The organism is Parafrigoribacterium mesophilum, assembly GCF_039652555.1.
Taxonomy (GTDB): Bacteria; Actinomycetota; Actinomycetes; order Actinomycetales; family Microbacteriaceae; genus Parafrigoribacterium; species Parafrigoribacterium mesophilum.
Genome location: NZ_JBDJAF010000001.1, coordinates 1899302 through 1925352, shown reverse-complemented (window position 1 = coordinate 1925352; position 26051 = coordinate 1899302). Strand labels below are relative to the sequence as shown.

Genomic DNA, 26051 nt, shown 5'->3' with positions numbered 1-26051 from the left:
TTCCAGCCGGAGAAAGAAGATCTAGTAGAACTCGACGGTGTCGACTCGATTGATCAGCGCCAGTCCATCCAGGAAACGCGTCGCATTACGGGCGAAGAGTTCCGCGATGAGCCGGTCCTCGTCTTCTTCCAGTGCCGCCGTGTGGGGGCTGATGAGAACGGAGGGATGCTGCCACAGCGGGCTTTGGGAATCGAGCGGTTCGTGGGCGAAGACATCCATGGCTGCAAAGGCAATCCGCCCGTCATCCAGAGCGCGGATGAGCGCCGTCTCGTCGATCACCGTGCCGCGACCGACGCTGACGAACGCGGCGCCCGGCTGCACCGCGGCGAAGAACGCCTCGTCGAGCATCTTGTCGGTGGCAGCGGTACCGGGCAAGGCGACGACAATACCGTCCGCGTGTCCGGCGGCTTCCGCGAGTTGATCCATGCGGATGATCTCGTCGACGCCCTCGATGTTCTGGCCGTGTCTGCTCGCTCCGATTACCGTCGCACCGAGTGCCCTCAGCATCAGCGCGGTCGCACGGCCGATACTGCCAAGCCCTACGATCAGAATCCGTTGCCCCGAAATCTGTTTCATCGTCCACCGGCGGGCCCACAGGTGCTGCCGCTGCTGAGCCAGCAGGCGAGGAAGCGTTTTCGCACCCGCCAGAAGTGCGAAGACCGCGTATTCGGCGAGTGGCTTGGCGTGCACACCGGCGGAAGTGCTGAATGCTACGCGCCGCAGCTGGTCATCGGTCAGGCGGGCCGCCTTCACCTTGGCGCCGCCCCCAGCTGCCATGGTGTGTACCCACCGCAAACACGGATTGGCGTTGACGACACGCGCGAGCGAGGCCGCCTGGCAGTCCGGTACTCCGTAGAGCGCATCGGCGGAGTCGACAAGCTCATCGAACCGCAACTGCTCCGCCGCGCTCCTGTGGAAAGCCGGGTCGCCAGAGTGGTCCCCCGGGAAACGCATGGGCGGCAACAGTGCCTGGTCACGGATGAAGTCAATACGAGGCTCGGCCGCAACGACCCGGCCGATCAACTCCTCGCTGATCGGAGTGGCGGCGACCACGCGGAGGCGGGATGCAGAATCAGTCATGGAAAGTCCTTTTGATACGGGTTGTTGGAGGTCATCGCCGTTCAGCCTGCTGAACGGGTTGCGAGGGAGCCGATTACGGTGAGGGCGCCGCCGCACGGGCACGGCCACGAACCACCGGATTGCGCAGCGAGCCGATACCCTCGATCACGATCTCGACGTCATCGCCTGGGAGGACCGCCGCTGAGGTACCGGGTGCTCCGGTGAGAACCACGTCGCCGGGGCCCAATTCGAGGTGCGAACTGAGGTAGACGAGCTGTTCGTCGATGCTCCAGGCCAGCCCAGAGGTGGTTGAGCGCGCGACCGTGACCCCTTGGATGCGAAGAGTGATCGCCAGAGAAGCCGGGTCTGCAGCCGTTTCAATCCATGGACCGAGCGGGGTGTAGCCGTCACCGTTCTTGGCCTGGAGCAGTGTGCCGCCGAAGCTGATCTGATCGATCGAGGTGACATCGTTGGCGATTGTGTAGCCGAGGATGTGCCGCGGCGACTGCCCTGGCGCCAGGTGTCTCGTCTGCCTAGCGATGACTACCGCGAGTTCACCCTCGACGTTGACCGAGCCGATGTTGCGATCGAGCACAATGCCGTCATGGGGGCCGCACACGGTCCGCGCGGACTTGAAGAAAGCTCCCGGTGCCAGTTGCCGATCAGACGCGGAGCCGTTGTGTGCCATGCCGAGCACCACCGCAGGGCGCACCGGTGGCAGGAACACAACGTCTTCGGCAAAGCTTTCGCCGGTGTAGTCGAGTTGTTCGGAGAACATATCCCGGATGGCGTGCCATCGATCGCCGTGTTGTACAACTTCAATGGGACCACCCGCGGTTCGGATTCGCGCTAACCGCATCGGTCAGGAAACCCGGCTGAGGAAGGCGCGAGTTCTGACCTCCCTCGGGTGCTCGAAGATTTCCGCGGGCTCGCCTTCTTCCACGATGACGCCTTGATCCATGAAAATGACATGATCGGCAACCTCGCGGGCGAATCCCATTTCGTGCGAGACCACGACCATAGTCATTCCCTCTTGGGCGAGTTGCTTCATCACGAGCAGCACCTCACCAACGGTCTCCGGGTCGAGAGCCGACGTCGGCTCGTCGAAGAGCATCACGGTGGGCTCCATGGCGAGTGCGCGGGCGATCGCGACCCGTTGTTGCTGGCCGCCGGACAGTGCTCTCGGATAAACCCCCGCTTTGTCCGACAAGCCAACCTTCGCGAGCAGTTCTAGCGCCCTTTCTCTGGTGACCGCTTTGGACTTCTTGGCGACCTTGATCGGAGCGATCATGATGTTGTCGAGCACCTTCATGTGCGGGAAGAGATTGAACTGCTGGAACACCATTCCCACGTCTTTGCGCACGACGACGGTGTCCAATTTGGGATCACTCAGATCGTGCCCGTTGATGACCACGGTCCCGGAGGTAATTGACTCAAGCAGGTTGAGGCAGCGCAGGAAGGTACTTTTGCCTGAACCCGATGGCCCGATCACGCAGACCACCTGACTTGCTTGAACCTCGCAGCTGATGCCCTTGAGCACCTCGAGCTTGCCGTAGCTCTTGTGTAAGTTCTTGACTGAAATCATTGGTCTCCTCCAACGCGAGTGCCCGGTTCTTGCTCGAGAATGTCTGTGATCGTCGGCGCATCCAGAACGGGCATCCCGGACACCGCCAGCCGTTTCTCATACCAGCGGCCGAATCGGGAGAGCGGATAGCAGATGAAAAAGTAGACCGCTCCGACCAGCGCGAAAGCGAGCAGTGGCTCCATGGTCTTGGTTCCGATGATTTTGCCGGCTTGGGTCAGTTCAACGAATCCGATGACCGAAACCAGGGAAGAGTCTTTGATCATCGCGAGGATGATACCCACCCACGGTGGAACGATGACCCGCAGCGCCTGCGGCATGATGACGTACCTGAACTTCAGCCAGTACCCCATTCCGAGGGCGTCTGCCGCCTCGAACTGCCCTTGCGGGACCGATTCAATGCTGCCCCGCACCACTTCTGCGATGTACGCGCTCACGAACAGGGTGAGGCCGATTGCGCCGCTGACCAACTGTGAGAAGACCGCCCCTGGAACGAGCAGGGGAAGCGCGAAGTAGGTGAAGAACAAGATGATCAAGAGCGGGATACCGCGCAGGAAGTTGGTGTAGACGGCACTGGTCCAGCGAACCAGTCCGATGCCCGAGGATCTGGCCATGCCCACCACGAGGCCGATAAGAGTCCCAGCAACGCCAGCAATGATGCAGAGGATCGCGGTCATAGCGGCGCCGTTGGCCAGCGGGAGCACGTATTGAGCGATGTCATCCACGGGGCACACCTACCATCTGAACAACCTCTTCTCCCCCACCCTCGACCCGATTGCGAGGATGGACGAAATCACGTAATAGAGCAGCGCCCCAAGGGTGAACACCTCGAACGTGCGCAAGGTGTTGGAGTTCACGCTGAGCAATGCGTTGGTGAGTTCTGGCAACGCAATCACCGACGCTACCGACGAAAACAGGAACAGCAGGATGAACTGGTTCGTCATCGCCGGAAAGACGCTGCGGATGCCTGGTATCAGCACCGCATACCTAAAGGTCTGAACCGGGCTCATTCCCAACGCGTGCGCGGCTTCGCGGAGACCGCTCTGCACCGACTCGAAGCCGGCCCTGAGGATCTCCGCGACGTACGCGCCGTTGTTAATCGTGAGAGCAATGATCGCCGACCACAGCGGGTCCAGATTGATCCCGAATTGCGTCAGCCCGAAGTAGATCAGGTAGAGAACCACCAGCAGAGGAACGTTTCGAACCACCTCGATATAGGCGGAACTGATCGTGCTCACTACCCGAGACTTGCCTGCTTTACCAAGGTAAGCGAACAACCCGAGCACGCTGCCGACAACGAAGCTCACCACACTGATATAGATGCTGATCCATAGCCCTCCAAGGATGACGGGGAGGTAAGGGATCAGATCCCCGGGGTACCACGACATTGCGCCGATTAGCCCTGGTAAGCCAGAACCGCGGGAAGGTCGGCGTGGAACCACTTCTGGTAGAGGGCTGCGTTATCGCCTGAGCTGTTCAGGTTACGAATGAAGTTGTTCAAGTAGTTCAACCAAAGCTGGTCACCTTGCTTGACTCCCATGGAGATCAACGCTGGATTGATCGGCTCGATGTCCAAGACCTGGAGCGATGAGTCCTTGGCCGCCTCCGCCCGCACCGTGGCAAAGCCTTCCATCACGGCGTCCACTTTTCCAGACTTCACGGCCTGAACAGCGTCCGCGATGGTGTCGAACCGCACGACCTTGGTGTCGGGGAAACGGTTGGTCATCAGGCTGTCGTTGGTGCTGCCCCGGGCTACCGACACGCTCTTTCCCTTCAGATCGTCGAGGCTCTTGATCGGGTTGTCCTTGCGGAAGAGCGGAAGGGCACCGGAGGCAACGTAGGGAATCGTGAAGTCCACTGCCTTGGCTCGCTCATTCGTGGCGGTAAAGGCGTCAATGTCGACGTCGACCCTGTTCGAGTCCAATACCGGCTTGCGGCTTGTACCGTCGGTGTTGACCATTTCCAACTTGACGCCCAGGGCGGTGGCCAGCTTCGCCGCGATGTCGGGTTCATACCCGACGAGCTTGCCGTCGGCCTGCTGCGAGCTGTACGGCGGATAGTCGGGCAGGACTCCGACTCGAAGCGTGCCGTTCTTGATGACGCGCTGAAGTTGGCTTTCTGCTGCGGGCTTGACGTCGGGGCTACCGGAGGTGCATCCGGTGAGCGCCACCATCGACGCCACCGCGATGAGGACGATGGAAGTTCTTATGTGCTTGTGAATCACTGTAATTTCCAATCTTTTCGAGTATGTGCGACCCTGCGCACCGAGGTGATGCATCCTTACATCCGCCACACTCGTTGATTGCGCACTCGGAGCGGTTGCTATTCTCACCGCTTTGTTGGGGACGCCCTATGATAAATGTAAACGGTTTCAATGACACTACTCTTTTTCTTCGGCGGGTCAATCTGATGACGACTATTCGACATGTGGCCGCGATCGCGGGGGTATCCATCGCCACCGCGTCGCGGGCCCTGAGCGACTCGCCTCTGGTGACCGAACCGACTAAACAACGGGTCATTCGCGCGGCAGCGGAACTTGATTACACGCCCAGTCGGGTTGCCCGAAGTCTGGTGACGGGCCTGACCGGCAACATCGGCGTTATCGTCCCCGATCTCACCAATCCGTTTCACTCGTGGTTCCTCGCCGGCCTCGAATCAAAGCTTGGCGCACACAAAATCGGGATCCTCATCGGCGACTCACGCGAAAGTCGTGAAAGCGAGTACGACCTGATGCGTCGGATGTCGACCCAGGTTGACGGACTGGTGCTGGCATCGAGCCGACTCACGGATGAGCAAATCGTCAGTGCCACCGCGAGACTGCCGGTGGTCTTGGCGAACCGGATGTTGCACGGCGCTGAAGCTCCACCGAGACTCAGCCAGATGGTTATCGATGTCGATCCGGGCTTCAGTGCGGCGGTTCACCATCTGCACACCCTCGGGCACTCAAGCCTGACGTACGTGGACGGCCCTTCGCAGTCCTGGTCGGGCGCACAAAAACGGTCGGTGCTGTCACGCACATGCCGGGAAGTAGGAATGGCGCTAACCATCGTGCAGACCGGATTGATCGGCTTCGAGGCCGGCCGGGAAGCCGGTCGCTCGATCGCCCGCGGAGCCGCAACCCAGGGCACAACCGCGGTCATGACATTCAACGACCAGGTGGCCCTCGGCGTGCTCTCCGCATTTCGCGACCTTGATGTCGCTGTGCCCGGGCGAATCAGCATTGTCGGCTGCGACGACTCCCTTCCCGACGGGTTGGCATGGCCCGCGCTGACCACCGTCGACGGCTCCGCGCAGAAACTGGGTGTACTCACCGCCGAGCGGATTCTCGACCCCACCGCGCATCAGCTGGGCAGCGTACCGACCTGGCTCACCGTGCGGCAGTCCACGGCGTCGCCTTCGGCGGCGTCGGCTCCTGAATAATGGAAGGGTGATCGCGAGCGACGAAACCCTGGACGGCTGGACGCGGACCTACTCCGGAAAGGTGCGGGACCTCTACTCGTCCGACGAGTATCCGGACCGCGTGCTCATGGTCGCCAGCGACCGGATCAGCGCGTTCGACCATCTGCTCGAACCCGGCATCCCCGGCAAGGGCGAGTTGCTCACCACGCTGAGCCTGTGGTGGTTCGACCAGCTCGAGCACATTCCGAACCACCTCGCGTCTGATGCAACGGTTCCGGATGCGGTGGCCGGGCGGGCGATGCTTGTGAAGACCCTGGACATGTACCCGATCGAGTGCGTGGTGCGCGGGTACGTCGCCGGCAGCGCGTGGGCCGAGTACCAGAACTCCGGAAGCATTTGCGCAGTGCCGCTGCCCGAGGGACTGGGATTCGGCGACCGTTTGCCCGAGCCGATCTTCACCCCGGCGTTCAAGGCGCCGCTGGGCCAGCACGACGAGAACATCAGCTTCGAGCGCACCGAGGAACTGGTGGGACCGGTCGCCTCGGAGCTTCGCGACCTATCCCTGGAGGCGTACACGCGGGCGGCAGCGATCGCGCGGGAACGAGGCATCCTGCTCGCCGATACGAAGTTCGAGTTCGGCGCCCACCGCGTCACCGGAACCACCACACTCGCCGATGAGGTGCTCACCTCCGACTCGTCGCGCTACTGGGACGCCGAGGATTGGGCAGCCGGCCGCCGCTCGCAGAGCTTTGACAAACAGATTGTTCGCAACTGGCTGGCGGACCACTGGGATAAAACCGGCACACCGCCGCGGCTTCCCCGGCACATCGTGGACCAGACCGCCGCACGCTACCGTGAACTCATCGAGCGCCTGACACGCTGACTTGCACCTTGTTGTTGTTCCCAGACCCCGGGAACAACAACTATGCGCAAGTGAAGTTGGAATAGGCACCCGCAGTGCAGCGTTGGACGCGGCAAGAGAAAGGGCTTCCATGAACCAGGACCTCCTTGCCGCCGACACCGCCATGGGCCCGGTGACCCTGCTGGTGGATGACCTTGACTGCCAGACCCGGTACTACCGGGATGCCGTGCAACTGAACGTGCTGAGCGCCGACGGCGCCACCGTCACCCTGGGCCGCGGCACCGCCCCGATCGTCATCCTGCAGCACTCGCCGGGACTGGCGCACCGGGGTCCGCACGATGCCGGGCTGTTTCACACCGCCATCGTCTTCGAGTCGCAGGCGAGCCTCGCCGCCGCGATCTACTCGGTCGCCAGGTACGCACCAGGCACCTTCACCGGCAGCGCCGACCATCTGGTCAGCCAGGCGTTCTACTTCACCGACCCCGAGGGCAACGGCATCGAACTGTACTGGGACCGCGACCGCAGCAGTTGGAGTTGGACGCACGGCCAGGTGGAGATGGACACGCTGTACCTGGACCCGAACGAATTCCTCCGCGAGCACCTCACCGAGGCGGCGACGGCGCAGCCCAATTTCGGAGCCGCATCCGTCGGCCACGTACACCTGCAGGTAGGCGACATCGCCTCGGCGCGCGAGTTCTACGTGAATCGACTCGGTTTCGATGCGACGGCGTCGCTGGGCACGTCGGCCCTGTTTGTCAGCGCGGGCGGCTACCACCACCACATGGCGATGAACACCTGGAACAGCGCCGGTGCCGGTCGGCGTGCCCCGTCGCTCGGACTCGGCCGGGTCGACATCGTCGTTCCAGGCGCCGACGACCTCGGCGCGTTGGACGAACGGATGGCACACTACGGCGTGCAGACCCGGCACGACGGCCGCACCCTCAGCTTCGAGGACCCCTGGGCCAACGCCATCCGGGTCGCCGCCGAGGCTCCGACCGCCGCCTAGATCGGACCTGCCCCGACAGCGGAAGCGGTCCACAGACTCGCCGCACCCGTCGGCAGCATCCCGCGGCCCTAACTTCCGGCGCGCGGAGCCGGTTGCGGGAGCGTCGAGCGTGCCTGGCCCTCGGCCTCCTCATCCCACCCGGTGCGGGTCGGACGCACGAAGAACAGGCAGGCGAGCGCGCCGACGGTGATCACCGCGGCGGGCAGCAGCAAGGACTGCCCCATCGCCGCGGCAAACCCGGAATGCAGGGCCGACGGCAACGCGCCCTGCCCCCCGGTTTGCGCCTCCGAGACCCCGGGAAGTTCGGCGGAGATCCGCGCCTGCATCAGCACCGCGATTCCGGCGCTGCCGAGCACGGACCCAATCTGGCGGGTGGTGTTGTACACGCCCGAGCCGGCGCCGGCCAGCCACGGCGGCAGGTTCCGCGTTGCCGTCGTCGACAGCGGCGACCACATCCCGGCGTTCGCCAGCCCCAGCATCGCGATCGGAAACAGCAAGTGCCAGATCGGTACATCCGGAGTCATCATCGCACTCAGCCAGTAGAGTCCGCCGGCCAGGCACAGCATGCTCGGCGCGGCGACATAGCGCGGATGCACGTAGTCGGTGAGCTTGCCGATCACCGGGGAGAGCGCGCCGTTGATCACAGCCATCGGCACCAGCAACAGAGCCGCCTCGGTGGGCGTGAGCCCGCGCACGATCTGCACGTACAACATGATCGGCAGCGACAGGCTGGTGATCGCGAAGCCGACGGCGGTGATGCCGAAGTTGGCCAGGGAGAAGTTCCAGTCCCGGAACAGCTTCAGGGGAAGCAGCGGCTCGCCCTTCTTGTTGACCGCCTGCCACACGGCAAAAGCGACCAGCACCACGATGCCGGTAATGATCAGGCTCCCCACCGATATCGGCCCGACGATGGTGCCCCAGTTGTAGGTCTGGCCTTCCTGGATGCCGAACACGAGACAGAACAGGCCGATGGCGCTGAGAACGACTCCCACGATGTCGAAGCGGTGCGGATGCGTCTGCAGCGCAGGCACGTATTTCACGGCGATCACAAACGCGACGACGCCGATCGGCACGTTGATGAAGAAGATCCATTCCCAGCCGAGCGAGTCGACCAGCACGCCGCCCAGGATCGGGCCGACCAGGCTGGCGACCCCGGCGACTCCGCCCCAGAGACCCATCGCCGCCCCGCGTCGATCCGGTGGGAAGATCCGGGTGATCACCGCCATGGTCTGCGGGGTCATGAGGGAAGCGCCAAGCCCCTGCACCGCACGCGCCATGATGAGCATCGTGATGTCCCCGGAGAATCCCGACCACGCCGACGCCAGGGTGAACACCACCAGGCCCGCCAGGTACAGATTCTTCGGCCCGAATCGGTCGCCGAGGCGCCCGGTGATCAGCAGCGGCACGGCGTACGCGAGCAGGTACGCACTGGTCACCCAAACGACGCTGTTGATGTCGGTGCGTAGGCCGATCATGACCGCCGGTGTGGCTACGAACACAATCGTGGTGTCGACCATGATCATGAAGAAGCCGAGCACGAGAGCCCACAGTGCAGGCCACGGCTTGCCGATGGTTTCCATGATGGTGTCCTCGATCGTTCCGGCGCAGAACGCGCTTGGTCTATTCTGCGACGTGCCGGCGACATCCGCCTCAGATTGCAAAGGTTGGGCTCGGCTAGAATCGGGTCATCCACCCGCAGGCGTTCTCCTTGGAGTCATCCGTGCCCACAATTGTCGTCGAGGTCATGCCCAAAGCCGAACTGCTCGACCCGCAGGGCAAGGCGGTCGCCGGCGCACTGGCGCGGTTGGGCAACACCCGATTCACCGACGTGCGGATCGGCAAGCGCTTCGAGATCGAGCTCGACGGCCCGGCCAACGAGGCGGCGCTCGCCGAGGCCCGGGAGCTGGCGGAGACACTCTTCTCCAACGCCGTGATCGAGGATGTCGTTGGGGTGCGGTTCAAGTCCGTCGAGATCGCGTCCAGCTCTGCCGAGGTGGCCGGAGAGACCCACTGATGCGCATCGGCGTGATCACGTTCCCCGGCTCGCTCGACGACCGGGACGCGCAGCGCGCCATCCGGCACGCCGGTGCGCAGCCGGTGGCGCTGTGGCACGGCGACCACGACCTGCACGGCGTGGATGCGATCGTGCTGCCCGGCGGGTTCAGCTACGGCGACTATCTGCGCTGCGGCGCGATCGCCAGCCGCTCCCCCATCATGAGCGAGGTCATCGACGCTGCGAACACCGGGATGCCGGTGCTCGGCATCTGCAACGGATTCCAGATGCTCACCGAGGCGCACCTGCTGCCCGGCGGACTGATTCGCAACGACCTCGGCGCGTTCGTGTGTCGCGACCAGCGCCTGCGGGTGGAGAACACTTCGACCGCGTGGACGTCCGGTTTCGCTCCAGACGCCGAAATCATCGTGCCGTTGAAAAACGGCGAGGGCGCGTTCATCGCCTCAGCGGAGACAATCGAACGGATCGAGGGCGAGGGGCGGGTCGCGTTCCGCTACCTCGGCGTGAACCCGAACGGTTCGGTCAACGACATCGCCGGGGTCTGCAACGCGCGCGGCAACGTGGTCGGCCTCATGCCGCATCCGGAACACGCGACCGAAGAGGGCTTCGGCCCTGACACACCCGCCGCGATGCGCAACGGCACCGACGGCCTGACGTTCTTCACCTCGGTGATCGAGGCTGCGCTGGTCCGTTAGCCCGGCTGGGTTCGGATGTTGAGGCTGATGTAATCCTCAAGTGCGTCTTGCGACAATAGGGCCGTGACCGTTACCGCTGCCCCCGTAATCTCTCGCGTGCCACCGCGCATGTTTTACCGCATTGTCGCGAACGCCGAAGCGGTGACCTGGACGCTGCTCATCGCCGGCATGCTGCTGAAGTACGCAGCGGATGCCGGCGGGCTGCCCGTGCTGATCGCCGGCTCAATCCATGGTTTCGTCTTCATCACGTACGCACTCACCGCAGTGCTCGTGGGCGTCAACCAGCGCTGGAGTGTGAGGCAGATCGTCGCGGCAGTCGCCACGGCGATCGTCCCGTACGCGACCATCCCCTTCGACCGCCGTCTGGACCGCCGCGGCCTGCTCGATGGCGACTGGCGGCACACGGCCACCGACGATCCGCGCGATGCCACCTGGGTGAGCCGTCTGCTGCGCTGGATGCTGACTCACCCGGCAATGCTCGCCACCGGGTTCCTGGTCGGCATCGTCGTGATCATGACGACCCTGCTGGTCATCGGTCCGCCCGGCGGGTGGAAGTAGCAGCGGGTTTCGATACGCCGGCCTCGCAAGCTCGGTCGGCTACTCAACCCACGGAGGCCCAGCGGGTTGAGTGCGAGCGCCAGCGAGCGTATCGAAACCCCAGCCCCTAGGCGGTAGGAACCTCCAGCTGGCGCAGCGCGTTCTCCAACGCCACCCAGCCGAGCATCGCGCACTTCACCCGCGCGACGTACTTCGATGCGCCGGCCAGCGCGACCGCATCGCCGAGCAGCTCCGGGTCGCCTTCGATGCTGCCGCGGGAACGCATCATGTCGCGGAACGCGTCGATCCGCGTGCGCAATTCGGCGGCGGTCAGGCCGTGGGCGAGGTCGTACAGCATCGACGCGGACGCCTGCGAGATTGCGCAGCCGTCGCCGTTCCAGCTGAGCGACTGCACCGACTGGCCGTCGGCATCCAGGTGCACGCGCACGGTCAGTTCGTCGCCGCAGCTGGTGTTGATCTCGTGGGCGGATGCCGCGGCCGGCTGCGGCTCGCTCTCTCCGTGGCGCTGCCGGGAGTGGTCCAGGATGAGGTCCTGGTACAGCGCGCCGAGGCCGCTCATTTGTCGGCTCCGAAAAACGCGCGCACGCCGCGCACCCCCTCGAGGAAGCGGCCGATCTCCTCCTGCGTGGTGTACAGCGCGCAACTGGCGCGGGTAGTCGCGGCGATGCCGAACCGGCGGTGCAACGGCTGCGCGCAGTGGTGTCCGACGCGCACGGCGATGCCGAGTTCGTCCAGGTACTGGCCAACATCGTGCGAGTGCACCCCGTCGACGACGAAGCTGGCCAATCCGACCCGGCGGGCATCCGTCGGCCCGATCAGACGGACGCCGGGAATCGACGCCAAACCGTCCACCAGGGCGCGGCCCAACTGAGCCTCGCGCGCCTCGATCCGATCCATCCCGACCGCGCGCAGGTAGTCGACGGCGGCGGACAGGCCGATCACCTGGGCGATCCGCTGCGTGCCGGCCTCGAAACGCTGCGGCGGCGGCAGATATCCGGCGGTCTCCATCGTCACGGTCGTGATCATCGACCCGCCGGTGAGGAACGGCGGCAACGCCTCGAGCAGTTCGCGCCGGCCGTATAGGGCCCCGATGCCGAGCGGGCCGAGCATCTTGTGGCCGGAGAACGCGGCGAAGTCGACGCCGAGCGCCTTCACGTCCACCGGCAGGTGTGGCACCGACTGCACGGCGTCGAGCACGGTGATGGCGCCGACCGACCGCGCGAGCGCGACGAGTTCGGCCACCGGGTTCACCGCGCCCAGCACGTTGGAGACATGGGAGAAGGCCAGGATGCGGGTGCGCGGACCGATCACGGTGGCGGCGGCCTCCATCGGCAGTGTGCCGTCGTCGGCGAGCGGGATGTAGCGCAGCGTGGCACCGGTGCGTGCGGCCAGGCCCTGCCACGGGACGAGGTTCGCGTGGTGCTCCATCTCGGTGACGACGATCTCGTCGCCGGCGGCCAGCCGCACCCGGGAATCCGCCGTGGGGTCGAGGCTCGCGTTGGACATCGAATAGGCGATGAGGTTGAGCGCCTCGGTGGCGTTGGAGGTCCACACCAGCTCGTCCGGCTCCGCCCCGACGAACGCGGCGACGTTGGCTCGCGCGTCTTCGAACAGCTCGGTGGCAGTGACGGCCAGGGTGTGGGCACCGCGGTGCACGGCCGCGTTGGCGTGCTCGTAGAAGCCTCGTTCGGCATCCAAGACCAACGTGGGCTTCTGGGAGGTCGCGGAGGAGTCGAGGTAGGCCAGCGGATGCCCGTTCACGTCCTGATGCAGGGCCGGGAAGTCGCGACGCAGCGCAACCACCTCCGCGGCGGTCAACGCGGTCGAGCCTTTCGCCGGTGAGGCATCCTTTACTGGCACGACTTCAATCACAGGCACACCTTCAGATTACGCCGGTCGCCCTGCCAGTGGGGTCGACGGCGGGCAAGACGCCGCGGGCGGCGCCGGTAGAATCGAGGCATCCGGCACGCCCTCGATTCAGGAGCCAAGTCCCGTGAGCACCCCCACCTCCGTAGTACCTGTCGTCGACTCCGTGGCCAATGCGATCGCCACACCAGACCGGGAGCAGCCGTACGCCGCACTCGGGCTCAAGTCCGACGAGTACGCGCGCATCCGGGAAATTCTGGGGCGGCGACCGACCAGCGGCGAGCTGGCGATGTACTCGGTGATGTGGAGCGAGCACTGCTCTTATAAGTCCAGCAAGAACTACCTGCGGCAGTTCGGCGCCAAGGTGTCCCCGGCCATGAAGAAGAACCTGATGGTGGGCATCGGCGAGAACGCCGGTGTCGTGGACATCGGCGGCGGCTGGGCGGTGACCTTCAAGGTCGAGTCCCACAATCATCCGTCGTTCATCGAACCGTTCCAGGGGGCGGCGACCGGGGTCGGCGGCATCGTGCGCGACATCATCGCGATGGGCGCCCGGCCGGTCGCGGTGATGGACCAGTTGCGGTTCGGACGCGTGGACCATCCGGACACCGCGCGCGTGGTGAACGGGGTCGTGTCCGGCATCAGTTTCTACGGCAACTGCCTGGGGCTGCCGAACATCGGCGGGGAGACCTACTTCGACGCGGTGTACCAGGACAACCCGCTGGTCAACGCGCTCGCCGTCGGCGTGCTGCGGCATGAGGACCTGCACCTGGCCACCGCGCGCGGTGCGGGCAACAAGGTGGTGCTGTTCGGGGCGCGCACCGGAGGCGACGGCATCGGCGGCGCCTCCATTCTGGCCTCGGACACGTTCTCCGCAGGCCCTTCGACAGGCTCAGGGCGAGCGGCCCTTCCCACGAAGCGCCCGGCGGTGCAGGTGGGCGACCCGTTCGCCGAGAAGGTGCTCATCGAGTGCTGTCTCGAGCTGTTCGCCGGTGATCTGGTGGAGGGCATCCAGGATCTCGGTGCCGCCGGCATCAGCTGTGCCACGTCGGAGCTGGCGGCGGGCGGCGATGGCGGCATGCAGATCGAGCTCGACCAGGTGCTGCTGCGCGACCCGAGCCTGACCGCCGAGGAAATCCTGATGAGCGAGAGTCAGGAGCGGATGATGGCAGTCGTCACGCCCGAGAAACTCGCCGGATTCCTGGCGGTCACCGCCAAGTGGGATGTCGAGACGAGCGTGCTGGGCGAGGTCACCGACACCGGCCGGCTCATCATCAATTGGCGCGGTGAGCAGATCGTCAACGTCGAGCCGCGCACCGTCGCGATCGACGGCCCCGTGTACGACCGGCCCGTCGCCTACCCGACCTGGATCGACGCGCTGCAGGCGGATTCCACCTCCCGACTGGCCCGGGCTACCGCGCCGGCCGAGTTGCGTGCCCAGTTCCTCACGCTGCTCGGCAGCCCGAACCTGGCGTCCAAGGACTGGATCACCGGCCAGTACGACCGGTACGTGGGTGGCAACACCGCGCTCAGCTACCCGGACGACGGCGGCATGGTGCGGGTGGACGAGGAATCCGGACTCGGCTTCGCGCTGGCCGCGGACGCCAACGGCCGCTATGCCCAACTCGACCCATACCGGGGCGCGCAGCTCGCCCTCGCGGAGGCGTACCGCAACGTCGCGGTGACCGGAGCCGTTCCGGTCGCGGTGAGCGACTGCCTCAACTTCGGCTCTCCGGAGAACCCCGAGGTGATGTGGCAGTTCTCCCAAGCGGTCGCCGGGCTGTCCGACGGCTGCCTGGAGCTGGAAATCCCGGTCACCGGTGGCAACGTGTCCTTCTACAACCAGACCGGTGACATCCCGATCCACCCGACTCCGGTCGCCGCGGTGCTCGGCGTCATCCAGGACGTCGCCGCGCGCATTCCGTCCGGCTGGCAGGACGAGGGCAACAACATCTATCTGCTAGGAATCACGCGGGACGAGTTGGACGGCTCCGCATGGGCCGATGTGATCCACGACCACTTGGGCGGGCATCCGCCGCTCGTCGATCTGGCCGGCGAGGCCCGCCTGGCCGGCCTCGTCGCCGCCGGTGGGGCGCAGGGCCTGATCGCCTCCGCGCACGACCTGTCGGATGGCGGGCTGGCGCAGGCGCTGGCCGAAGCGGTGCTGCGCTTCGGGGTCGGGGCACGGGTCTGGCTCACCGAGATCATGGAGCGCGACGGCGTGGATGCGACCGCGGCGCTGTTCAGCGAGTCGAGCGGCCGTGTGATCGTGAGTGTGCCGCGCGAGGACGACGTGAGGTTCAAGGGCCTGTGCGAGGGCCGCGGTTACCCGGTGCTGCGCATCGGGGTCACCGACGGCGGTGTTCTCGACCGGAGTGACGGTGCATCCGGTGCCGCGCTCGAGGTGCAGGACCTCTTCACGGTCGGTGTGGACGAGTTGCGCACCGTGCACGGCGGCACGCTCCCGGAGCGCTTCGGCGTCCGGGTGCCGAAGTAAGCGAGCACTCGCACCGCCGCAGGATCCGATTCCCAGGAAGCACATAGCTTCCGCTTTCGCCGCGCATAGGTTCCGCTGCCACCGTGAGCCCATGACGAAGAAATCCCGCCTGCTCACCAACGTCTCGTTGGGCGTGGTGGCCATCGTTGCGCTGGTCGGCGGCTATTTCCTCGTCGTCCCGGGCACCTCCGCCTCCACGGATGCCACCCAACTCACGGCGACCGTGCAGAAGGGTGTCGTCTCCACCACCGTGACAGCCACCGGCTCGATCGCCCCCGCCCGCACGGCAGTGGCCGACTTCACCGTGCCTGGCACCATCGCCACTGTTGACGTCGCCGTCGGTCAGACCGTCACCGCCGGCCAGCAACTGGGCACGCTGGATGCCACCACACTGAAGCGGGCATTGGCCACCGCTGACACGGTGTTGGCGGATGCGAAGACCACTCTGGCCAACACCGAGCAGGACCTGGCCGCCGCAACCACCGCCCCCGCCGGTCCATCGGGCGCAATCGGGTCAGGTGCGCCGTCGCTGACCAACGCGAAGTCGGCGGTGCGCTCCGCCCAGGAACGGGTGAACGACGCCCAAGATACCGTCGACACGGCCACCGCCGATCTCACCGCAGCCACCTTGACCGCGCCGATCGGCGGGCTGGTGATCGCGGTCGGCGGCACCGTGGGGGCCACGACCGGCTCGGGTGGCGCATCCGCCGGCGGTGGTTCCAACGCCGGATTCGCCAGCATCGCCGATGTGTCCACGCTGACCGTCACCGCAAATATCGTCGAGGCGGACATCGCCTCGGTCACCGTCGGGCAGAAGGCCCAGCTCTCCTTCCCCGCGCTGCCCTCGGTGACGACCGCGGCCACCGTGAGCGCCATTTCGCCCACCGCGACCTCCAGCAATTCGATCGTCAGCTACGCCACCACCATCACCCTCGATACGATTCCCGCAGGGCTCAGGCTCGGACAAACCGCCGCCGTGTCCATCACCACTAAGAGTTCCGCGGCGGATGCCCTCTATGTTCCGGCGGCGGCGATCATCACCGCCAGCGATGGCACCTCGACCGTCAAGGTGGTCAAAAACGGAAAGACCTCGTCCGTCATCGTGGTCACCGGCATGGTGGGCGACAAGGGCACCGAGATCACTTCGGGACTAGACGCCGGAGAAACGATCGTGCTGGGCCGCGCCGCGTCCGCTACCGCCGGAACCGGCACGACCCGCAGCAACCAAGCTCGTGGCGGCTTCTCCGGACGGTTCGACTCCGGCAACCCCTTCAACAGTGGAACGGCCGGTGGCGGTCGATGAACGGTGAGCAGACCGCGGCGATCCAACTCATGGACGTCCATCAACGCTACGGGACCGGTGACGGCACCGTTCATGCGCTTCGCGGCATAAACCTGACCGTGGCTGCCGGGGAGTACCTGGCCATCATCGGCCCGTCCGGCTCAGGGAAGTCGACGCTGATGAACCTGCTCGGTTGTCTCGACATCGCCTCCCAGGGCAAATATTCCCTCACAGGCATGGATGTGGAGACACTGACGGAAAACGAGTTGGCCGTTGTGCGTAACCGCCAGGTCGGGTTCATCTTTCAATCATTCAATCTCATCCCCAGGATGTCCGCATTGGCCAACGTGGAGTTGCCGCTGATTTACGGCAAGGTGCCCAGGGCGCAGCGGCAGGAGCGGGCGGCAGCGGCACTCGAGCGGGTCGGCCTGGCCGCACGGCTGCATCATCGCCCCGCGGAGCTCTCCGGTGGGCAGCAGCAACGGGTGGCCATCGCTCGAGCCCTGGTGACCAACCCGACGATGCTGCTGGCGGATGAACCCACGGGCAACCTCGACAGCGCCTCCACCGAAGAGATCCTGGGCATCCTGGACGAGTTGGCTGACCACGGCCGCACCATCGTCATCATCACCCACGAGGAGGCTGTGGCCCGGCGGGCGCACCGCGTCCTCGAGCTTCGCGACGGCCTCGTCGCCGCCGACCGGCGCCGCCGGACCAGGGCGTCGATGGCAGTATCGACCGCCGCCGAGACGGGATCCGGGTCGTGAGCTTTTTCGAGGTTCTGCGCGCCGCGGCCTTCGGTGTGCTGTCCAACAAGCTCCGCTCCGCCCTCACGATGCTAGGCGTCATGATCGGCGTCGCATCGGTAATCCTGCTGTTAGCCGTCGGCAACGGGTCGGCGCAGCAGGTGAACGACGCGATCACCAGCCTCGGTACCAATACCCTGACCGTGCGCAGTTCGGGATTCACCCGCGGTTTCGGTGGTGGCAACGCGTCGGGCACCACCACCACCGCGGGGACTTCGCAAAAAACGATCACAATGCGGGTGGCCCAGGATCTGGCGTCGAGCGGCCTCGGCCACGTCGCCACCGTGGTGCCTCAATCCCAGGCGGATCTCACCGTGTCGTCACCGGCCGGCTCCCAGACGGGCATCCCGGTCATCGGCACCACCCAGGACTACTTCGCGGTGACCACGGCGAAGGTGGCGTCGGGCCCGGGGTTCACCACCGCCGACGTCAGCACAGCAGCCAAGAAGGCGGTGATCGGTCAGGGTCTTGCGGCAAGCCTGTTCCCGTCCAGCTCAGCACTTGGGCAGACGATCACCCTGGGCGGCACCACCTTCACGGTGACCGGCATCCTCGCCGAGCAGGGAGCATCCGCACTCGAAGACTCCAATTCGATCGTGATCGCGCCAATCACTCGCATCCAGCGGTCCTTCACCGGCTTCGACGCGGTGAGCACGATCACCGTCGCAGCGACCAGCGCGGATGCCGTGCCCGCCGCGCAGGGTGAGCTTGAGGTCATGCTCAATCAACTGCTCGGCATCAGCAATCCCAGCGCGGAAACCTACACGATCACCAACCAGAGCTCGTTGCTGGCCACCCGGGCGGCCAGCGCGGCCAGTTTCACGGTGCTGCTGGGCGCGGTCGCCGCGATCAGTCTGCTGGTCGGCGGGATCGGCGTCACCAACGTCATGCTCGTCGCCGTGACGGAGCGCACCAGAGAGATCGGAATCCGCAAGGCCCTCGGGGCGTCGCGCGCCAGCATCCTGGGCCAGTTCCTCACCGAGGCGGCCACACTAACACTGATCGGCGGTATTTTCGGCGTCGCCGTGGCGCTGGCCGCCGCCCAGATCCCGATCAACGGTACCCAGCCGGCGGTACTCGGCTTCTCGATTCCGCTGGCGCTGGGCGTCTCGGTGGCGATCGGCGTGTTCTTCGGGGTCTACCCGGCCGCCGCCGCCGCCAGATTGCGTCCCATCCAGGCCCTCCGCGCGGACTGACCGAGACCAGCACACCCGACTCCCCCCAGGCCCCGCCCACACGATCACAGTGCCCACACGATCACAGTAAGGAATGCAATGTCCACCGTCGAGCCGAACAACGATCCTGACGCGGTGCATGCCGGCTCCGAGCAGCCGTTCACGACCGCCAACTCACCGCAGCGACCCTCGAAGCGGAAGGCGTGGATCACCCCGACGCTCGGTGCCGTCGCCGCCCTCGCAATCGGGCTCGTCGGGGGAATCCTGATCGGGCAGAACACCGCGACCCCGGCACGCGCTTTCGGCGCCCGCCCGGCACAAGGCAACTTCCGGGGCGGCCCGGTTTCCGCGAATTTCACCGCAGGCACGGTCGTCTCGGTGAAAGACGGCACCCTCGTCGTGAAGACGCGCGACGGTAGCGAGAAGACCGTGGCCACCACCCCCAGCACCACGGTCACGACCACCTCTGACGCCAGCCTGGGCGACCTCGCCACCGGTGACGCCGTCACGGTGATCGGCCGGGCCGGCGACGACGGCACGATCGACGCCACTGCCATCGCCGAGGGGCAATCCGGAGTCCGGTTCGGCGGACGCCCCGGCGCAGCCACGCCGTCCCGCTAGCCGACCGGGCACATCCGCCCGGATGCGAAACCTAGTCGGCGGTGCCGCTGTTAGCGATACGCACGTGGTGGTGGATGACCTCCGCGACGATGAAATTGAGAAACTTCTCGGCGAACGCCGGGTCCAAGTGCGACTCCTCGGCAAGGGCACGGAGGCGGGCGATCTGCACCTTCTCGCGCGCGGGATCCGACGGCGGGAGGCCGGTTCGCGCCTTGAGCCGCCCAACCGCCTGGGTGCACTTGAATCGCTCGGCGAGCAGGTGCACGAGCGCGGCGTCGATGTTGTCGATGCTCTGGCGGATGTTCGTCAGTTCGGCGAGGACATCCTCGTCCGCACCCTCGAGTGGGTTCGTGTTGACTGGCATGATTCGACTTTAGTTGGAGGTGTCCCGGCCTCGCTCGGCCGGTGGCACATCCGCGGTGCCCTGCGGCACGAAAACCGAGTTCCTAACCGGCAACCGAGCGATACAGCACCGGCCTTCCCGCGTTCTGCTCGATGCGCCTCTCCAGCCTGCCGCGGACATCCGGCCAGTCTTCGGCCAGGATGGAGAACACGGCGGTGTCGCGCCAGGTGCCGTCTTGGCGAGGCTGGTCGCGACGCACGACGCCCTCGAAGATGGCGCCGAGCTTGGCGATCGCGGCCCGCGATCGGGCGTTGAGCGCATCCGTCTGGATCTTCACCCGTCCGAAGCCGTGATCGAAGGCGAGGCCGAGCAGCAGCAGTTTCGCCTCGGGATTGACCACGGTGGACCACACGCGGGGGTCGTACGCCGTCCAACCGAGGTGTGCCGATTCGCGCCGAAGGTCGAAGTCGCTCAGCGTGGTGGTGCCGGCCACTGCGCCGTCGTGCGGGCCGCCGATGAGCACGACCGCATAGGGGTTGCCGCGCTCCCACTCCATGTGCTCGAGCGCCCACGCCACGAACTCCGCTTGCGACGCGGGAGCAGCACTGAGGCCGCCGCCGTAGCCGTACTCGAAGACGTCCTTGTGACCGATCGCCTCGTACAGGTCGGGGAGATGCTCGTGCTTGAGCGGTTCCAGGCGCAGGAAGCGGCCGACGAGCGTGGTATGGGCAGGACGGGTCGCGGTCACCGTCCCATCCTCCCACCAAGCGCGCCTGCGCCGGCAGAAAAATCTTGCGCCGTGACGTCGTAGCGAAATGAGATGCGACGCGACCGACAGCCGAGCTAGCCGATCAGGTCGTGCCGCACCACGATCTCGTCCCGGCCGGGGCCGACGCCGATCGCGGAGATGCGGGAACCACTCATCGATTCGACGGCGAGCACGTAATCCTGCGCGGCTTGCGGCAGGTCCGAGAACGTGCGGGCGGCGGTGATGTCCTCTGACCAGCCCGGGAACTCCTCATACACGGGCACCGCGTGGTGGAAGTCGCTCTGCGAGACGGGCACCTCGTCCACTCGCACCCCGTCCACCTCGTAGGCGACGCACACCGGGATCCGCTCGAGGCCGGTGAGCACATCCAGCTTGGTCAGCACGAAGTCGGTGATCCCGTTCACGCGCGCCGCGTACCTGGCGATCGGCGCGTCGTACCAGCCGCAGCGCCGCGGCCGGCCTGTGGTGGTGCCGAACTCGAACCCGTGCTCGCGCAGGAACTCGCCGGACTCATCGAGCAGCTCGGTCGGGAACGGTCCAGCCCCGACCCGCGTGGTGTACGCCTTGACGATGCCGATCACGCGCTCGAACCGGGTCGGCGCCACACCCGATCCGGTCGCCGCGCCGCCGGCGGTCGCGTTCGAGGAGGTGACGAACGGGTAGGTGCCGTGGTCGACATCCAGCATCGTCGCCTGGCCGGCCTCGAACAGCACCGTCTTGCCGGCATCCAGTGCGCGACTGAGTACGAGCGAGGTGTCGGCGACCATCGGCCGCAGCCGCTCGACGTAGGCGAGCAGGTCGTTCACGATCTCGTCGACGGTGATGGCGCGCCGGTTGTAGATCTTGACCAGCAGGTGGTTCTTCTGGTTCAGCGCGCCCTCGACCTTCTGGCGGAGGATGTTCTCGTCGAACAGGTCCTGGATGCGGATGCCCACCCGGTTGATCTTGTCGGCGTAGGTCGGGCCGATGCCGCGGCCGGTGGTACCGATCTGCCGCTTGCCGAGGAAGCGCTCGGTGACCTTGTCCATCGTGCGGTGGTACGCGGTGATGACGTGGGCGTTGGCGCTGATCAGCAGCTTGGACACGTCCACGCCGCGGGCGGAGATCGCGTCGATCTCCTCGAACAGCACGTCGATGTCCACCACGACGCCGTTGGCGATCACCGGGACCACCCCGGGGGTCAGGATGCCGGAGGGCAGCAGGTGCAGCGCGTACTTCTCCTCGCCGATCACCACCGTGTGGCCGGCGTTGTTGCCGCCGTTGAACTTCACGACGTAGTCGACCCGGTCGCCGAGCAGGTCGGTGGCCTTGCCCTTGCCTTCGTCGCCCCATTGGGCGCCTACGAGAACGATTGCTGGCATGGACGATCCCTTCGAATCAGTGGGGGATTACGCCCCATCCTATCGTGAGGGCAGATCGCGGATGCTGGGCGACGGCACGCGAACCAGCGTCACTTGCGCCAAAGTGTTGTTCCCAAGGCCCACGAAGGAGCACACGGCGCAAGTCAGCACCGACGGCTAGAGGCGTGCTGGGTGATCCACACGTGCATGGCCACCGCGGCGGCGGCCGAAGCGTTGATCGAGCGGGTCGAGCCGAACTGGCTGATCTCGACCACGGCATCCGCCGCCGCGATCGCTTCCGGCGACACCCCGGGGCCCTCCTGGCCGAACAAGAGGATGCAGCGCTCGGGGAAGGCGAACGTCTCGATGAGCACCGAGCCGGGCACGTTGTCGATGGCGATGATGGGCAGATCGTGCTCGGCCGCCCAGTACACGAGGGCGGCGACATCCGGATGGTGCAGCACATGCTGGTAGCGGTCGGTGACCATGGCCCCGCGCTTGTTCCAGCGGCGCCGGCCGACGATGTGCACGGTGTCGGCCGCGAACGCGTTGGCGGTGCGCACGATGGAGCCGATGTTCATGTCGTGCTGCCAGTTCTCGATGGCGACGTGGAACGGATGCCGGTGCTGATCGATGTCCGCCACGATCGCCTCCATCCGCCAGTAGCGGTACCGGTCGATGACGTTGCGGGAGTCGCCGTGCTTGAGCAGCTCCGGGTCGTAGATCTCGTCGGTCGGCAGCTCGCCGCGCCAGGGACCGACGCCGTGGGTGGTCAGTTCGACGGACGGGTTCGGGGGCAGCTCGGGCACGGTGTCCAGGGTACCCGGCCGCATCCTGTCGGATGCCCCGCGGCTCAGCCGCCGATCGCGCGCAGGATGACCACGACGGCAACCGTGCTCACTGCCGCGGAGCAGAGCACCGTGCCTGCGAGTCCCAGCAGGTTGAAGCCGGGATCGCGGATCAGGCAGACGATTCCGACCACCAGCCCTGCCACCGCGACCAGCCCGGCCGGGATCACCCCGTAGGGCACGAATACCACCGCGAGCGCGACCACGGCACAGCACACGCTGACGACGGCGAGCCCCTTCAGGCGCGCGGTGGCCGCCCGCACTTCGGAAGCGACGACTTCCGCAGGTTCAGTGTTCATCACCCTCCCATCATGGCGGCTTCCGGCACTGTCGCGCGCGCCGACTTTCGCCGCCGCACCCCGCCCCGCCCGTCCCCCCACCCCGTTTCAAGGAAAAACCGTACTTCCCGGGCCGTTCCACCGACATCCGGGGGCCATCGTGACAGTTTTTCCTTGAAACGGGTTCCGACAGGCGGCAGGGGCGCTCGATACGATGGCCGGATGAGAGACCGCCGCGACATCGAATGCTGGCTCACCGACATGGACGGCGTGCTCGTGCACGAGAACCGGCCGCTGCCCGGCTCGGCCGAACTCATCGCGCAGTGGCAGGGCAACGGCACCCGGTTCCTCGTGCTCACCAACAATTCGATCTACACGCCGCGGGATCTGAGCGCCCGGTTGCGCGCATCCGGCCTGGATGTCCCCGAGGAGTCGATCTGGACGTCCGCGCTGGCCACGGCGGCCTTCTTGAAGTCGCAGTCCCCCGGCGGCAGCGCGTTCGTGATCGGTGAGGCCGGCATCACCACGGCCCTGCACGAGGCCGGCTTCATCATGACCGAGAACGACCCGGACTACGTGGTCGTCGGCGAGACCCGCACCTACTCGTTCGAGGCAATCACCCGCGCCATCCGTCTGATCGGCTCCGGCGCCCGCTTCATCATCACCAACCCGGATGCCACGGGGCCAAGTGCCGAGGGACCGCTGCCGGCCACCGGAGCCGTCGCCGCGCTCATCACCAAGGCCACCGGGCGGGAACCGTACGTGGTGGGCAAACCCAACCCGATGATGTTCCGCTCCGCGATGAACAAGATCCACGCGCACTCGGAGAACACCGGCATGATCGGCGACCGGATGGACACCGACATCGTCGCGGGCATCGAGGCGGGTCTGCATACCATCCTGGTGCTCACCGGCATCAGCGACCAGGCCGAGATCGAACGTTACCCGTTCCGCCCCGACGAAGTGCTCAAAGGCATCGTGGACCTGGTGGAGACGCCCTCCACGCATTGACTTGCGCGTTGTGCACCTTCCGTGAGCCCGGGAGCAACGCTTGGATGCAAGTGAGCGACTATGGGCGGCGGAACACGTCGAACAGTACGCGTAACACGAGCACGACGGCGACCACGGTAAGGCTGTAGCCGTAGATCTGGTACAGCCCGAGCGTCGGCGTCACCTGCGGGCCCCCGGAGCTGGTGAGCAGGATGGTGGCGATCACCCCGGCGAATCCGCCGAGGAAGGTGAGGATCACCTCGTGCACGAGCCCGCGGATCACCCGCCGGTCACGGGCATCGGCCAACAGCCGCACGTTGACGGACAACCGGCCCGCCTCCAGCGCCGACGAGATCTGGTCAAAGCGGCGCGGGAGGCGCCGCAGCATCGGAACGATGGACGCCAGCTCATCCGTCACGCTCTCCCGCAGCGCTGACGGCCGGAACGCGGAGATCACCTGCGACTTGGCGAAGTCCCTGGCCTCGGTGAGCACGTTGAATCCGGGGGCGAGCGAGCGCAGCGTGCCCTCGAGGATCGCCACGGCGCGGAACGCGGCAGTGAGTTCCGCGGGGAACGCGAGCTCGTAGCGGGCGAGCAGCGCCACCATGTCGGTGAACATGGCCACATCCATCGTCGCGCCAGGACCGAGGTGCAGCGCCATGAACCGGCCGAGTTCCCGCCGCAGCGCCTGCTCATTGACCCCGTCGGGCACCCCCACGATGCTGAGCAGCCGGTCACTCATTCCGGCAGCATCACCCCGGTAAAAGGTGAGCAGTATCTCCCCCACCTCCCGGCGCAATTCGGAGTCGAGTCGTCCCACCGATCCGAAATCGAGCAGCGCGATCCGCTTGCCGGGCAACAGCATCACGTTGCCGGGGTGCAGGTCAGCGTGAAACACCCCGTCCACCATGATCTGCCGTAGCAACGACCGGAACAGCCGCCGCCCCTGCTCGTCGCGGTCGTCGCTGGTCCGGGTCACCGACTTCGCGGCGAGCGTGTCGCCGCGAATGAACTCCATCACCAGCACCCGCCTGGTGCAGAGTTTCTCGTACAGCCTCGGGATCTCGACCCGCTCGGACTCCGGATGCTGTGCCTGTGCCGCCGCCATCGCCGCGACATTCCTCGCCTCGATGCGGTAATCGAGTTCCCTGCGGAGCGAATCACCGAAGGCATCCGCCACATCGCTGACGTGCAGTGAGCGGCCCCACTCGGTGCCCTGCTGCAGCCTGGCGGCCATCCGGACGGTGATGTCCAGGTCGCGCTCCACCAACGGAATGACGCCGGGCCGCTGCACCTTCACGGCGACGTCCTCGCCGGTGTGCAGCCTGGCGCGGTGCACCTGGCCTATGGATGCCGCGGCGATCGGCACCGGATCGAACTGGGAGAACACCTCGTCGACCGCGGCTCCGAGTTCCCGCTCCAGCAGCGCCTTGATGCCGTCCCACGGCGCGGGCGGCACCCTTTCCTGCAGTGATGACAGTTCGTCGAGGTACTCCGGCGGCAGGATGTCGCTGCGGGTGGACAGCGTCTGCCCGAACTTGACGAAGGTGACCCCCGCCTCCTCCAGCGCCTGGCGCAGCGCCCTGGCCTGCCGGGCGCGACCCCGTGAGCCTTCCAGCGTGGACTGCGCCCGGGGCCGGCGCACCGGGAACAGCCCGTGCTTGAGCGCGATCCTGGTGATCTGCGAGTAGCGCCGCCCGCGCTCGGCGCGGGCCTTGAGGGCGGGAATCCAGCGGTCGGGTCGCGGGATGGTTCCGGTGGGCACGATCAGTTCGCCGAGCACGAGGAACGTCATCGACACGAGCACGATGATGCCCAGCTGCACCGGGATCAAGGCCGCACTCGAGTGTGGCTGGCCCCAGATGAACTGCGCCTCGAACGCGACCTCGGCGGCCAGGGCGACGACACCGGAGGCCAGGATGCGCAGCATCCCGATCGGCACGGCGAGCAGACGGCGCACGATGGCCGCCAGTAGGACCATGAACAGCACGGTGGCGATCGTGACGACGACGATACTGGTGGCGATCTGGCTTACATCCACGTTCGTGCCCTGCCTTCCGC

The 26051-nt window shown here is 66.1% G+C and carries 27 protein-coding genes; 12 read left to right on the top strand and 15 right to left on the bottom strand.

Annotation, left to right across the window (positions count from 1 at the left end):
* Positions 1-21 precede the first annotated feature (21 nt).
* The 6 genes from ABFX56_RS09230 to ABFX56_RS09205 form a co-directional block, all read right to left on the bottom strand.
* Positions 22-1080 carry a D-2-hydroxyacid dehydrogenase gene (locus ABFX56_RS09230; RefSeq protein WP_346232951.1) on the bottom strand — a complete coding sequence of 353 codons (1059 nt, stop codon included), beginning with the start codon at positions 1078-1080 and terminating at the stop codon, positions 22-24.
* Between the two features lie 73 nt (positions 1081-1153).
* On the bottom strand, positions 1154-1837 hold the full coding sequence (locus ABFX56_RS09225; RefSeq protein WP_346232950.1) for a fumarylacetoacetate hydrolase family protein: 684 nt from the start codon (positions 1835-1837) through the stop codon (positions 1154-1156).
* An 84-nt stretch (positions 1838-1921) separates the two neighbouring features.
* Positions 1922-2644: an amino acid ABC transporter ATP-binding protein gene (locus ABFX56_RS09220; protein WP_346232949.1), complete on the bottom strand. Its 723-nt coding sequence runs from the start codon at positions 2642-2644 to the stop codon at positions 1922-1924.
* A complete protein-coding gene (locus tag ABFX56_RS09215; protein ID WP_346232948.1) occupies positions 2641-3366 on the bottom strand; it encodes an amino acid ABC transporter permease in 726 nt (241 codons plus the stop codon). The genes ABFX56_RS09220 and ABFX56_RS09215 overlap by 4 nt, the downstream gene beginning before the upstream one ends.
* 9 nt (positions 3367-3375) lie before the next feature.
* Complete coding sequence (locus ABFX56_RS09210) at positions 3376-4029, bottom strand: amino acid ABC transporter permease (RefSeq protein WP_346232947.1); 654 nt, start codon at positions 4027-4029, stop codon at positions 3376-3378.
* Positions 4030-4037: 8 nt separating this feature from the next.
* A complete protein-coding gene (locus ABFX56_RS09205; protein ID WP_346232946.1) occupies positions 4038-4865 on the bottom strand; it encodes a transporter substrate-binding domain-containing protein in 828 nt (275 codons plus the stop codon).
* A 185-nt stretch (positions 4866-5050) separates the two neighbouring features.
* Between ABFX56_RS09205 and ABFX56_RS09200 the strand changes: the two genes are divergently transcribed.
* The 3 genes from ABFX56_RS09200 (at position 5051) to ABFX56_RS09190 (ending at position 7908) form a co-directional block, all read left to right on the top strand.
* A complete protein-coding gene (locus ABFX56_RS09200) occupies positions 5051-6061 on the top strand; it encodes a LacI family DNA-binding transcriptional regulator (RefSeq protein ID WP_346232945.1) in 1011 nt (336 codons plus the stop codon).
* Between the two features lie 7 nt (positions 6062-6068).
* Positions 6069-6923: a phosphoribosylaminoimidazolesuccinocarboxamide synthase gene (locus ABFX56_RS09195; protein WP_346232944.1), complete on the top strand. Its 855-nt coding sequence runs from the start codon at positions 6069-6071 to the stop codon at positions 6921-6923.
* A gap of 109 nt (positions 6924-7032) precedes the next feature.
* Entirely contained in the window at positions 7033-7908 is an 876-nt protein-coding gene (locus tag ABFX56_RS09190; protein WP_346232943.1) for a VOC family protein, read from the top strand.
* Positions 7909-7976: 68 nt separating this feature from the next.
* Here the strand turns inward: ABFX56_RS09190 and ABFX56_RS09185 are convergent, their stop codons facing one another.
* Positions 7977-9488 carry a DHA2 family efflux MFS transporter permease subunit gene (locus ABFX56_RS09185; protein ID WP_346232942.1) on the bottom strand — a complete coding sequence of 504 codons (1512 nt, stop codon included), beginning with the start codon at positions 9486-9488 and terminating at the stop codon, positions 7977-7979.
* Positions 9489-9628: 140 nt separating this feature from the next.
* Between ABFX56_RS09185 and purS the strand changes: the two genes are divergently transcribed.
* From purS to ABFX56_RS09170, 3 genes are all read left to right on the top strand, one after another.
* Positions 9629-9922 carry a phosphoribosylformylglycinamidine synthase subunit PurS gene (purS, locus tag ABFX56_RS09180; protein ID WP_346232941.1) on the top strand — a complete coding sequence of 98 codons (294 nt, stop codon included), beginning with the start codon at positions 9629-9631 and terminating at the stop codon, positions 9920-9922.
* Positions 9922-10617 (top strand): phosphoribosylformylglycinamidine synthase subunit PurQ, encoded by a 696-nt coding sequence (gene purQ, locus ABFX56_RS09175; protein WP_346232940.1) that lies wholly within the window; start codon positions 9922-9924, stop codon positions 10615-10617. Before purS ends, purQ begins: the two co-directional genes overlap by 1 nt.
* A 63-nt stretch (positions 10618-10680) precedes the next feature.
* Positions 10681-11175, top strand: a complete 495-nt coding sequence (locus ABFX56_RS09170; RefSeq protein WP_346232939.1) for a DUF3817 domain-containing protein — start codon at positions 10681-10683, stop codon at positions 11173-11175.
* A 106-nt stretch (positions 11176-11281) separates the two neighbouring features.
* On the opposite strand, the gene sufU is transcribed toward ABFX56_RS09170, so the two are convergent.
* Entirely contained in the window at positions 11282-11734 is a 453-nt protein-coding gene (gene sufU / locus ABFX56_RS09165) for a Fe-S cluster assembly sulfur transfer protein SufU (RefSeq protein ID WP_346232938.1), read from the bottom strand.
* Complete coding sequence (locus ABFX56_RS09160) at positions 11731-13047, bottom strand: cysteine desulfurase (RefSeq protein WP_428834415.1); 1317 nt, start codon at positions 13045-13047, stop codon at positions 11731-11733. Before ABFX56_RS09160 ends, sufU begins: the two co-directional genes overlap by 4 nt.
* Positions 13048-13168: 121 nt before the next feature.
* On the opposite strand from ABFX56_RS09160, the gene purL reads away from it, so the two are divergent.
* From purL to ABFX56_RS09135, 5 genes are all read left to right on the top strand, one after another.
* Complete coding sequence (gene purL, locus ABFX56_RS09155) at positions 13169-15538, top strand: phosphoribosylformylglycinamidine synthase subunit PurL (RefSeq protein ID WP_346232937.1); 2370 nt, start codon at positions 13169-13171, stop codon at positions 15536-15538.
* A gap of 91 nt (positions 15539-15629) precedes the next feature.
* Positions 15630-16841, top strand: coding sequence for an efflux RND transporter periplasmic adaptor subunit (locus ABFX56_RS09150; protein ID WP_346232936.1), 1212 nt, complete (start codon positions 15630-15632; stop codon positions 16839-16841).
* The gene (locus ABFX56_RS09145) at positions 16838-17587 is read left to right on the top strand and encodes an ABC transporter ATP-binding protein (RefSeq protein WP_346232935.1); all 750 of its coding nucleotides are present in this window, start codon (positions 16838-16840) and stop codon (positions 17585-17587) included. Before ABFX56_RS09150 ends, ABFX56_RS09145 begins: the two co-directional genes overlap by 4 nt.
* A complete protein-coding gene (locus ABFX56_RS09140; RefSeq protein WP_346232934.1) occupies positions 17584-18822 on the top strand; it encodes an ABC transporter permease in 1239 nt (412 codons plus the stop codon). Before ABFX56_RS09145 ends, ABFX56_RS09140 begins: the two co-directional genes overlap by 4 nt.
* Positions 18823-18900: 78 nt before the next feature.
* Positions 18901-19422, top strand: coding sequence for a hypothetical protein (locus ABFX56_RS09135; RefSeq protein ID WP_346232933.1), 522 nt, complete (start codon positions 18901-18903; stop codon positions 19420-19422).
* 31 nt (positions 19423-19453) lie between these two features.
* Here ABFX56_RS09135 and ABFX56_RS09130 read toward each other — a convergent pair whose 3' ends face one another.
* The 5 genes from ABFX56_RS09130 to ABFX56_RS09110 all read right to left on the bottom strand — a co-directional run bounded on the left by ABFX56_RS09130 (position 19454) and on the right by ABFX56_RS09110 (position 23021).
* Positions 19454-19786, bottom strand: coding sequence for a chorismate mutase (locus ABFX56_RS09130; RefSeq protein WP_346232932.1), 333 nt, complete (start codon positions 19784-19786; stop codon positions 19454-19456).
* A gap of 82 nt (positions 19787-19868) precedes the next feature.
* Positions 19869-20513: a GNAT family N-acetyltransferase gene (locus ABFX56_RS09125; protein WP_346232931.1), complete on the bottom strand. Its 645-nt coding sequence runs from the start codon at positions 20511-20513 to the stop codon at positions 19869-19871.
* A gap of 95 nt (positions 20514-20608) precedes the next feature.
* Positions 20609-21895: an adenylosuccinate synthase gene (locus tag ABFX56_RS09120; RefSeq protein WP_346232930.1), complete on the bottom strand. Its 1287-nt coding sequence runs from the start codon at positions 21893-21895 to the stop codon at positions 20609-20611.
* A 143-nt stretch (positions 21896-22038) separates the two neighbouring features.
* Complete coding sequence (locus ABFX56_RS09115) at positions 22039-22707, bottom strand: TrmH family RNA methyltransferase (protein WP_428834414.1); 669 nt, start codon at positions 22705-22707, stop codon at positions 22039-22041.
* 20 nt (positions 22708-22727) lie between these two features.
* A complete protein-coding gene (locus ABFX56_RS09110; protein ID WP_346232928.1) occupies positions 22728-23021 on the bottom strand; it encodes a hypothetical protein in 294 nt (97 codons plus the stop codon).
* Between the two features lie 201 nt (positions 23022-23222).
* Here ABFX56_RS09110 and ABFX56_RS09105 point away from each other — a divergent pair, with 201 nt between their 5' ends.
* Positions 23223-24011, top strand: a complete 789-nt coding sequence (locus ABFX56_RS09105) for an HAD-IIA family hydrolase (protein WP_346232927.1) — start codon at positions 23223-23225, stop codon at positions 24009-24011.
* Between the two features lie 58 nt (positions 24012-24069).
* Here ABFX56_RS09105 and ABFX56_RS09100 read toward each other — a convergent pair whose 3' ends face one another.
* Complete coding sequence (locus ABFX56_RS09100) at positions 24070-26031, bottom strand: ABC1 kinase family protein (RefSeq protein WP_346232926.1); 1962 nt, start codon at positions 26029-26031, stop codon at positions 24070-24072.
* Positions 26032-26051: the final 20 nt, after the last annotated feature.